The sequence below is a fragment of the Pedobacter sp. AC212 genome, assembly GCF_979258625.1.
In genome coordinates, this window is sequence record NZ_OZ409870.1 from 3,135,530 (window position 1) to 3,146,912 (window position 11,383).

General features: G+C 39.2%; 5 protein-coding genes. All 5 read right to left on the reverse strand.

All coding sequences use genetic code 11. The features are described from left to right. Nucleotides 1-6 precede the first annotated feature (6 nt). From ACZZZC_RS13680 to ACZZZC_RS13700, 5 genes are read right to left on the reverse strand one after another with little or no spacing between them, the layout of a single operon-like run. Nucleotides 7-3,264 (reverse strand): SusC/RagA family TonB-linked outer membrane protein, encoded by a 3,258-nt coding sequence (locus tag ACZZZC_RS13680; protein ID WP_463482542.1) that lies wholly within the window; start codon nt 3,262-3,264, stop codon nt 7-9. A 19-nt stretch (nt 3,265-3,283) separates the two neighbouring features. Next, on the reverse strand, nt 3,284-4,726 hold the full coding sequence (locus tag ACZZZC_RS13685; protein WP_463482543.1) for a fasciclin domain-containing protein: 1,443 nt from the start codon (nt 4,724-4,726) through the stop codon (nt 3,284-3,286). Nucleotides 4,727-4,786: 60 nt separating this feature from the next. Then, nucleotides 4,787-6,598: a fasciclin domain-containing protein gene (locus ACZZZC_RS13690; protein ID WP_463482544.1), complete on the reverse strand. Its 1,812-nt coding sequence runs from the start codon at nt 6,596-6,598 to the stop codon at nt 4,787-4,789. Between the two features lie 4 nt (nt 6,599-6,602). Next, complete coding sequence (locus tag ACZZZC_RS13695; RefSeq protein WP_056849107.1) at nt 6,603-8,078, reverse strand: RagB/SusD family nutrient uptake outer membrane protein; 1,476 nt, start codon at nt 8,076-8,078, stop codon at nt 6,603-6,605. Between the two features lie 10 nt (nt 8,079-8,088). Next, nucleotides 8,089-11,382, reverse strand: coding sequence for a SusC/RagA family TonB-linked outer membrane protein (locus tag ACZZZC_RS13700; protein ID WP_463482545.1), 3,294 nt, complete (start codon nt 11,380-11,382; stop codon nt 8,089-8,091). Nucleotide 11,383 lies beyond the last annotated feature (1 nt).

The window sequence follows — 11,383 nt, forward strand, 5'->3', positions numbered from 1 at the left end:
TATCAATTATAAACCAATTCTAACACCCAATTGAACCGATCTGAACTGTGGCTCTAAAGTGGTATCTACACCTTGAGTGAAAATACTTCCAGTAGCGCTAAACTCAGGATCGTAGCCCAGGTATTTGGTCAGGGTAAGTAAATTATTTCCGGTGGCATAAATTCTGGCATACTTAATCGCCTTCGTTTTTAAAGGGACGTTGTAGGTTAAATTTACCGAACGTAAACGCAGGTACGAACCATCTTCAATCCAACGATCAGAAAACTGAGCATTGCCCATCGGATCGCCAAAGCTGGCTTTAGGTACATTGGTAATCTGCCCCTCGCCTCTCCAACGGTTTCTCATAATTTCTGATTGATTGTAATAAGCATTTCCCGATTCGAGCACCGAGCGTGTGTAGTTGTACAGGTCGTTTCCTAATACGAAGGAAACCAATACATCCAGTGTCCAGTTTTTGTATCCAACGGTATTATTGAAACTTCCAAAAAGATCTGGATTTGGATTTCCAATCACCACACGATCAGCTCCGTTGATGATTTTATCTCCATTGGTATCGATAAACCTCATATCTCCACCTTTGAAAGGTACGGTTACCCCTGCACTATTTACAATAGATAATCCTGAAGCTGTAGCTTCGGCATCCGTAGCGTAAACACCGTTGGTGCGCTGACCGTAGAATAAATTAGCTGTTTCGCCAACTCTTGTTAAGTATGTGCCGTTTGCATAATTGGTAACGATATCGTTTCCATTGGATAAACTTTGAATTTTATTTCTGTATAGGCCTAAATTAACGCCCAAATCCCATTTTATTTTTTTGTTTACTACACGGGCATTCAAACCAAAATCAAAGCCATTGGTTTGCATACCTCCTTGATTATCAACGTAAGAATCTACACCGGCAATTGAAGTAACCGGAATATAGTTTAGCATTTTACTGGTGGTATGTACATAATAATCTAAACTCATGCTTAAACGCTCATTAAAAAAGGAACCATCTACGCCAACATTAAACTTGGCTACACGTTCCCACTGGATATTTGGGTTGGCCACATTGCCGCGAACCACACCTTGGAGACCCAATAAATTTTGCGAAACATAGTATTGTCTGTTATTATAGTTTCCGATATCATCATTCCCTACAATGCCATAACTTGCCCGAAGTTTCAGTAGATCTACACCTTTATAACCTTGCATAAAATCTTCTGATGATACAATCCAGGCACCGCTTAACGCCGGTAAAAGAGCCGTTTTGCCACCAAATAAATTTAAGCCGTATCCACTTGTACTTGCTGATGTGTTTCCATCACTTCTACCAAAACGCGATGAAGCATCTGCCGCAACAGCCAGACTTAAAAAGTACTTGTCTTTATAACTGTAATCTGTAGTGAAGTAAGTATTTAGAGAACTCCAATTGCCTATATCTCCACCAAAAAACCGTAGGGCAGCATTACTGTTGCCAATACTAATCAACACATCAGTTGCAGAATTGTAACCTATGGCAAAATCCTGTTCGCTAGAATTTTTTGAATAACGCGTACCCAAACTCATTTTCAAATTGTGATCTTTGGCGAAGGTTTTGTTAAATGCGAAGCGAAAATCATTAAAAACGTTTGAATAACGAATTACTTGAGAACCCAACTTGCTATCGCCGATAGTATTTTCTAACACCTCATTTGTTACGCCTTTACGAGGGATAAACAAAGTTTCTTGTGTTTTATCGTACGTTAATCCGGTTAAGTTAGATATCTTGAAATTTTTATTGAATTCATAGTTGAACACGATGTTACCAAAGAAACGGTAAGCTTTCTTCTGATTCAAACCTTTTTCTATAAGTGCTCTGGGATTACTTACCCCAAGTGTATCCGCCTCTGCAAGATTTGGAGAAACTGCGCCGGTAGAGCTAATTTCATTTTTGGCAAGAAAAGGTGCTTTTACCAATGATAAAAAAATTGGGTTGGTACGTGGCGCAATCCCCTGGTCTTTTAAGCTTTGCTCCGTATAGCTAAAAGATAAATTTGTACTTGCCTGAAGCTTCTTCGTTAAATTTAAATCACTGTTGAAGCGCATGTGATAGTTTGTGTTATTCGTTGAATCGATAACACTTTTATTTTTCGAGTAACCTGCCGAAAGTGCATATTTAGCGATGTTATCGCCACCACTTACTTTCAGAAAATAGTTTTGATTGAAACTACGTTTGAAAACTTCTTTTTGCCAATCGGTATTTTGGTGATACATGGCATAAGTTGGGTTGGTGGCTTGATTTGGATCATCGTTCATGTAAGGCAACGCTGCAATAGCAGTATTGCTCAAACCACGGCTTTGCAAAATATCAGAAAGATAAGTTCTAAAATCACCTCCATTCATTACCGAAAGTTTTTTTGGCACCAGGTTGATACTGCTATAGGCCGCAAAATCTATTTGAGTAGCCAAATCTTTAGCATGGTTGGTGGTAATAATCATTACCCCATTGGCTGCTTTGGTTCCGTAAACTGCTGCCGCTGCTGCATCTTTAATTAAGCTCACGCTTTCAATATCATGAACATCAATAAACTGTAACGGATTATTGCGGTGCCCGGCTGTTAAAGATGAGCCGTAAGAATTGGCGTCGAAAATCATTCCATCAACCACGTACAAAGGCTGATTGGTTGCATAAAGTGAAGTGAAGCCTCTTACAAATAAATCGGCTCCAATTCCAGGGGTTCCTGATCTTCTAATAGAATTTAACCCTGCCATTCTTCCTTGCAAATAACTGTCAGGCGTTTCTGCATTTACTGTCCAGCCACCTTGCGGATTGGCATAAGAAATAGCTGATGAAGTTCTGGCCAGGTTTTGGGTACCCGATGGCAACACCACCTCTGTAAACACAGAAGCAAAAGAACTCGGGTAAATTTTAATCGTTGCGAGTTTACCTTTGTGAACAGCCAGCAACTTAGTGTGATAGCCAATATTACTAATGGTGATTGTTGCATTATAATCTGGAACAGTAATCGAGAAGCGACCTTTATCATCGGTTAGTGCACCAGAAAAATCTGTTACGGTTAATTTTACACCGGTAACAGGTTTATTGGTTGCGCCATCTACCACGATGCCGGTTATTTTCTGTCCGACAAGTTTTTTAACTTTCACTTTAACCGTTGTGGTATCGGTACTGTACTTACTTGTATCTGTTGTGGTGGTATCTGTCTGCGCAAAAACCGCAGTAGCAAACATCATTCCGAACAGTGTAAGTGAAACTCTTTTTTTTATGATGGTAAAATTATACATAGTCAATTTATAATTCAGATTATGGAAGAATAGGTTCAAATCTCAAATAATCCAATATGAGCGTACTTACATTTTTAGCTGTGCTAGCGGCACTGGTTAACCTGAGGTCTAATAACCCGAATTGCTTAGGCGTAAATTCGCCCATGTAAACCTCATCATAATTGAGTGGCGTTACATTATGAATGGCGAATAAATCATAAACAGGAGCTGTTGGCGTAGAGGTTAATGGGTTGAAGATATGATAGCGCTGTGTAAATGCTGCAACCTGTGCATCGCCTGCGGCACCTGCAACTGCCCGGGCATAAACTTTATATTTAGCCACCGGCACGTTACTTCTTAAGTACCTGATGTAATATTCTGATACGCTGTGGTCATAAACCTCAATATCTTTATATTGAACTCCCTTATTATCTAATTTAGTTCTGTATAGCGTATTTCCATCCCTGTTTATTCTGAAACTAAAAGGAAGTTCTCCCTCAATTTTGAATGTAGGTACTTTATCCTTTAGTCTAAAAGGAAGTGCACTCATTACATGTACAATTCCGTTACTTGCTTTGTAAGATTTTACTATTGCAGCCTTACTGATCGGAATTTTAACGCCGCGTGTTGAAAGCAACGTATCAGGCAATTTATCTGCGGTATATAAACCTTTCACGGTGAAGTCGCTTACTAATCCCAGTTTATCGAAAATAGAATAGTATGGTGTAAGCTTCGCCGTTTCACTATTGAAAGCAGCATCCTGAAGCATAAAAAACGTGTACTGTTGATTTTCGGTTCGAAGATCGGCCACGGTAGTCCAATATAAATTTCTGGAAACCATTGGTGGATTGGCTGCAAAAATCGGGTTACCAGAATTATTATAACCAATAATCACTGCATTAGCGGTATCAATAACCATTGATGATATATTGCTGATGTAGTTAGTCTGCAGTGGTGCATCCGCACTGCTTAACATGTACTCCCATACATTAAATTTAGTTGGAACAGCTTTATCAATGGTGTATAACGCACCGTTTTTAACAAACTGACCACCACCTGTAACAGCAGCTTCTTCAAATGTGTTGCCTACCAGTGTAGCGAATTTTTTATTGATCAACTGAATGCGTAAAGTATCTGAAGCGGTTTTTGGAGCTACCACCGTAGTTAAAGCAATGTGGTTGGCTACAAAATCTTTCAATTTTGCCGGATCGGATGAAATTGCAGCATCTAAAGAATTTAATGCGTCGTTTGTTGGTGCCCAAACCGTATAATTTTGAGATGATGCCAACAGTTTGTCGTAACCTGTACTGCGTACAAAATCACTGAACTTACTTAAATTAGATTGCGCAGATAGTTTCTGAAAAACGTCGATCGTGTTATCAACATTCACAATCTCTGTATGCTCTTCCAATACATCTTTACATGCGCTTAGCCAAAAAATGGTACTAAGGAGCAATAGGGTGTGAAGTATATTTTTTTTCATTGAGAATTTTCTTTTGGTTAGAATTTGTTTGCCGGAGTGTTGCCACCCCGGCTTAATAAATTATGGGCGGTTAAATACTGTTCCAAAGGTTGAAAAACGCGGATAGTTTTGGTCGGCATCAACAGGAATAAAATGGATCATGTCCAACCAACTTTGGTTACTTGACCCTGCATTACTTACCACTGTTAACCTTATCCAATGTCTGTCGGTGGTTTGGATATCAGCAGTACCTGCCAAGCGGCCAACCAGTTGATCCCATCCAGAGCCATTTATAGAAACTTCTCCCCTTGCTGTACCCTGATAATCGGCAGTGGTTGCCATGTAACGTTTGTAACCGTTTGTTAACATTAAAGCATCTGCCGATGGTAGCGTAGCCGTTGTTGCACTAATACCGGAAGAGCCCAGGTATTGTCTAAAATCGACTAAATTTGGCAGAATCTGTTCTCCTGGTCTTCCCACATCTACACCAACTTGAAATAAATTCGAACTTCCACTTTGGGCATAACATATCCATACCTTGTACTTGCCTTTTACCAACATTGGTGTCCTGATATCGATGTATTGTATCCTTGCCGCACTTGCGCCGAGTGATAAGTTTAGAAAATCATTCCAAGCATATTTCCGTGTAGCATTTGGTACAATTACCCTTTCATAGTTACTTCCTTGAGTTACTTTAGAAAGGTCGTTACCGAAAAGCAATCCATTTACCGTAGTTAATCCATTCGCATACAAAGGGATAGTTCCCGCAGCAGCGCCTCTCCATTTCGGGTTAATTCTCAAATCTGCATGATCAGAAACATCAAAATAAACGGCAGATTGTACCCTCACTTTTATTGCAAACGGCTTTTTCACTTCATGCGATACGCCATTTGACGCCGTTACATCGCTAAAGGTTCTGTTCAGTTCAACACCCGGTTCTACTACTCCATTAAATTCATCTTCATTCAGCAAAATTTTCTGTCCAGAAAATTTGGTTGTGATCACTTCTTTAGGTGCCAATGTATAAATTGCTGGCGAACTGATGATATCAGGTGTGTAAGACGGACCTGTAGAAATGTGATAAGCCATGTATAACCATAAACTATCAGCATGATTTTTAGGATCTCCCGTTTTTGAATATCTGCTTTTAAAACTAGCGTAGCTCGAATATCCTGCAGCTTTCAAAGCAGAGTCTGACTCTAAAATTAAGGTTTGAAAGCGACGTGTGGTATCTTTCGCTGCAGCGCCATCAATATTTAATGAATCGTAAAACCCTGTTTCTTTTAAGGCCTGAGTAAAATAGCTGTAACGAGAATTGGCTTCAACACTTTTGGCTAATGTTAAAGTTGCTGGTACAAGTACATGATCTAACACATGGATAATTCCATTGCCTACTCTAATATTCGACTTTGTTAATTTGGCAATCTTATTTACCACGTAACTACTGATCCCGCCTTGGTTAACTGCACCTGTTTGAAGGTATTGACCATACAATGTTATCTGCGGTAACTTGCCATCGGTAAAACGGTTGGTTGCTACAGTATCAGGCAGAATATGAAACTTAATCATATCTCTGGCTTCATCTACCGTCAAATCTGCAACAGCTGCTTTTCCTTTTGCTTTTAGCCATGCCGTTACGGCCACGTTATCTGGTGTAAACAAGGTGTATTTTCCGTAGGCACCTAAAAAACCTGTTGTGGCAGATCGGTCCATGATTTGTCTCATCATGGAAAACTGATCAGGATAGCGGTCCAGATATCCTGTAATATTTACATCATCTGTAGTTGTTAAGGTAAGCGATTCTCTTTTACAAGCATTTATAAATACAAATGTAAAAGCTAATACAACCATCATGATGATTGCATTGCGGCCATTTAAATTATTTTTCATCATGCTATTATTTGGTGTAAAATGGATTTTGAACAAGTTGAGGATCAGCAAAAAGTTCTGCCTCATGAATTGGAAAATAGTGACTGTTAACGTCTCTAAACTTAGTAATTGCCGATTGTTGTAGTGCAGGATTAACGGTTTGAGCCACTATGTTTAATAAAAGATCAAGTCGTTTGTAATTATCGCGTTTAGCTATGCGAAGAAGATCGTACCAACGTTTTCCCTCAAATGCAAATTCTCGGGCACGTTCAGCTAAGATATAATCAGATATTGCATCTTTATCGCCAGGATCTACCGTTTGCGAAGTGGCTACAACGGCTCCTCTTTTTAACCTTATTTCTTCAATTAAAGCAAGTGCCTCTGCTCCTCTGCTGGTTTCGGCAAGGGCTTCAGCTTTCATTAGCATCAAATCAGAAATACGGTAAACCTGCCAGTTGATGAATGTTACGGCATCAGTTCCCCATTTAACAACCGCTAAATCTGAACCTCGGTAAAAGGCTTCTTCTCTAATATCATAAAACCTGGTTGGGTCAACATCATCAGGAATAAAAACATCACTACCCAGGTATGAACTAGCCAAAAATCTTTTAGGAGATCTTCCTAAAGCATTAAACAAAGGACTGCTAACGGATGACTTATTATTGAATTCAAAAACCGTCTCGATAGAACTTCCGTTAAAAAACACGTTGAAGTACCACGAAGAGGCTGCTGACTGTAGTGCGAAACGTTGCGAATTAATTACTTTATTACATTCCTGAATGCAGCCTTCGTAATTATCCATCCACAGGTAAACATCAGCCAGCACTGAATTTACAGTAAATTTGGTCACCCTGCCTTTATCTGTTACCGTATTGCCAAAAGTAGTAACTGCCCCAGCTTCCGCTTTTTTCAAATCGTTTACAACTTGAGTTAAAATGGCTGCTGCAGATGTTTTAGGCAAATCTTGCAAATCGGTATCTTTTGTGGTTGCCGTTAATTTTAAAGGCACATCGCGATAGCTTTTTACCAGATAGAAATACATCAGGCTTCTCAAAGTTAACACCTCACTTAAATAGGCATTAAGCTGTTCTACACTAAGCGTTGGATCGATTTCACGAACCGATGGTGCATTATCTATAACCGTGTTGCAGAAATTGATGGTGCGGTAAAATGCATTCCAGCGACTCAATGAATTGCTTTGCGTAATATTTACATTAAAAATATCAGTTTCATCATTTAAGGCTCCAGGTCCCGGATCAATCATATCGGCTCTTATCTCACCAAAAACAAAAATGTTTTCGATTAAAGATCTTTCATTTACCCCAGGAGGCGGCGCCAGCAAAGACGCGTAGCAACCCGCTACTGCAGCCTGGATATCTTCTTTGGTTTTCCAAAAACCTTGTCTGGTGATGCCATCACGAGGTTGTGTATCTAACCATTTTTTACATGAGCTAGACATGATCAGCACCATGACTACAGCCGCACTATATATAATTTTTTTCATTTTTTGCTGATTAAAAATTTGCTGTTAAACCTAGGGTGATTGTTTTTATCGGAGGTGTTGTAGAGTTATCTACTACCGTTGAGAAGGTAGATAACTTAACAGGAACCTCAGGATCTTGTCCGGTATATTTGGTGAAGGTTAAAATATTTTCCATCATGATATTGGCGCTTAAACCCCTTACCCCGATACGTCTCAATAAATTTTTGCTGAAATCATATTTTAGGGTAATACTTCTCAAACGCAAATAAGAGCCATCTTCCACATATCTATCTGAGCCTAAAAAGTTATAACCCGTTGCATAAGTAGCACGAGGAATATCGGTGATATCACCTTCGGCTCTCCATCTGCGTAGAACTGCTGTACTTTGATTATTAAAACCGTACATACTGGTGGTATTAATTTTTGTTCCGTTGATGATTTGATACCCCGTTCTGTAGGTAAAGTTGGCACCTAAGCGCAGGTTACCATTAAAAGTGATTGCCGTACCAAAACCACCAGTTAAATTAGGGTTACCATTACCTAGATAGACAATATCTTTATAATCAATATTTCCATCATGATTGATATCCTCATACATGGCATCGCCTGGCTGGAAAACATAATCGATAGATGGATAAGCGAAACGCATAAATATCTGCTGGCCATTCGGACCTACGATTTGGTTGCCGTTTTCATCCAAGGCAATTGTTGAATTTTTATCAACATAAACACCTTTAAATTTAAACCCATAGAATGAACCAAATGGGTTATTTTCCTGCAAATAAACCTTGAAAGCGTTATTGGTAGTTATCCGAGCGTTATTTTCTCTAGGCACCAATGGCGAGATCTCACGAATCATATTCTCATTGTGTGAAATATTAAAATTCACATCAATACGAAGTTTTTTTGATTTAACTGGCGTGTAGAACAAACTGAATTCCCATCCCTGGTTATCCATTGTACCCACATTCATATCTACTCCGGAGTAACCATTGTAGGTAGGAATAGCGATGCCATTATAAAATAAATCAGTTGTACGTTTACGGTAAACATCAATATCCATATTTAATGAATTCTTTAGTAAAACCACTGTTAAACCAACGTTAGACTGCGTTACTTTTTCCCATCTTAAATCTGATAATTCGATATTAGATGGATATACGCCCGAAGATCCTAAGTAACTGAAACCATAATTCTGGTAGGTATTGAAATAGGAGTAATCGTTTCTTGGAGCATTACCAACCACACCATAACTTGCTCTTAAAGCTAAATTATCAATGTATTTGGTGGTGTTTTTCATAAATGGTTCTCCAGAAATTCTCCAAAGAACAGATGCCGATGGAAATAAACCATAGCGATTATTAGGTCCAAATTTAGAGTTTCCATCTCCCCTAACTCCACCATTTACGATATAACGATCCATGAATTTATACTGCGCACTTACTAATAAACCAACAGAACGGCTTTGCGAAAATGAAGAATAAGCGGAGCCAGTTTGATTCGTTCTGCCATCAATGGAAGGATCGGCTAAAAAGGAAGAAGCTGTATTGGTTGCAAACATTCCTTGTCCTGTTCTTCTGCTATCGTTACTATCAAATCGGGCAAAAGTGATTAAATCGTGGTTTTTGCCCAATGTTGGCGTATATGCCAAAGTGATATTGGTAGCCATAGTAAACGAATCACCATCAGAATCTCCGGCATAATTTACTACAGCTTCAGAGAATGGACGACCTGTGGCTACTTGAGGTAAAAACTTTTTAACTTTTGTATTATTGATATCAGCCTGGAAATTTGCATTTAATCTCAACTTATCAGGGATGATTTGATATTGTAAACTAAATTTAGGAATTATCCGCTCTCCCAATTGCTGATTACTTGCTGCGAGCGCCATAGCCAACGGATTATAGGTTCCTAAAACACGGGAATTTGCAAAATCGTATACAAAGCCTCCCTGTGCGGTTGTAGCCGGACTAAAGTAGTTTGAGGTAATGTTTCCATATTCGTCATACTCATACACGGCCTGATTAGGCATTTTGGTATAAGCCACATCTCTCACATTTGCGTCTCTTGATCCACTTGGATAAAGGTTTTTGTTATCAATGTGGGTGTAAGCGATATCTGCACTGAAACGAATCTTGGTTGATACGGTATAATCTAAATTTACCCTTGCACTTAAACGACCCAAACTCGTTCCAACAGTTGTACCATTTTGATTAAAATAATTGACTGATGCACGGTATTTTGCTTTCTCACCACCACCCGAGATCGATAAGTTATGATCTTGTAGATAACCAATTCTGGTAATGCTTTCTAACCAATTGGTGTTATTGCTGTAATTGTAGTAATTGTAAGGATCGTTGCGATCGTACTGAAACTGTTTTGCAAAATCAGAAGTAGCAAATTGTCTGCCCGCATTGTAAAACTCTTCTAAAATTAACGAGGAATATTGATTACCCGTTAACATTGGTATCGCACTTGGCTGCTTTGAATAAGAACCTTTGAAGTTGTACGAAATGCTAGGTGGACCCAAAACACCTCTTTTAGTATTAATTACCAATACGCCGTTTGCAGCTCTCGAACCCCAAACCGCGGTTGCAGCAGCATCTTTTAAAACGCTGATGTCTTTGATATCAGATGGTGCAATGTTTAAAAGCTGACCATAATTATTTTCGTCTGATGTAGCGAAGTTAAAATCAGATGGAATAGTGATGTCGTAAGGCATACCATCTACCACAATTAAAGGATCTACCGCACCATTGATTGACGATGTACCCCGAATCCTAATCTGCATGGGTGCACCTGGATCTCCACTACTTGCAGCAATATCTAAACCGGCTAATCTACCTTGCAAAGCCTGATCAATTGATGCAGCTTGCATATCTTCCAATTCTTTTGCATTGATGGTACCTACTGCCGAGGTTTGATCTCGCTTATCGATACTCATACCACTCCCGTTATCCGTTTTAGCCCGCGATACAATTTGAACTTCCTCCATCTGGTTGTCTGCAGATTCTAATTGAAAATTGATCACTGCTTTATCAATGGCAATAGGTGCCGTAGATTTATAGCCAATGTAGGAAACCATGATCCTATAGGTTTTATCATTAACTGGAAGTGAATAGTTTCCATCAATATCAGTGGAAACGCCTTTCATTACCCTGCGGTCTTTATCTACAATGGTTACAGAGGCACCAATAATGGGCTGGCGATCTTTCTTGTCGATTACTTTCCCCTTCACATAATTGATTTGCTGTGCAGATGCGATAGAAGACAACAGCAAACAGCATAGTAAAATAAAAATACTATATGTATATTTCTTAGTCATG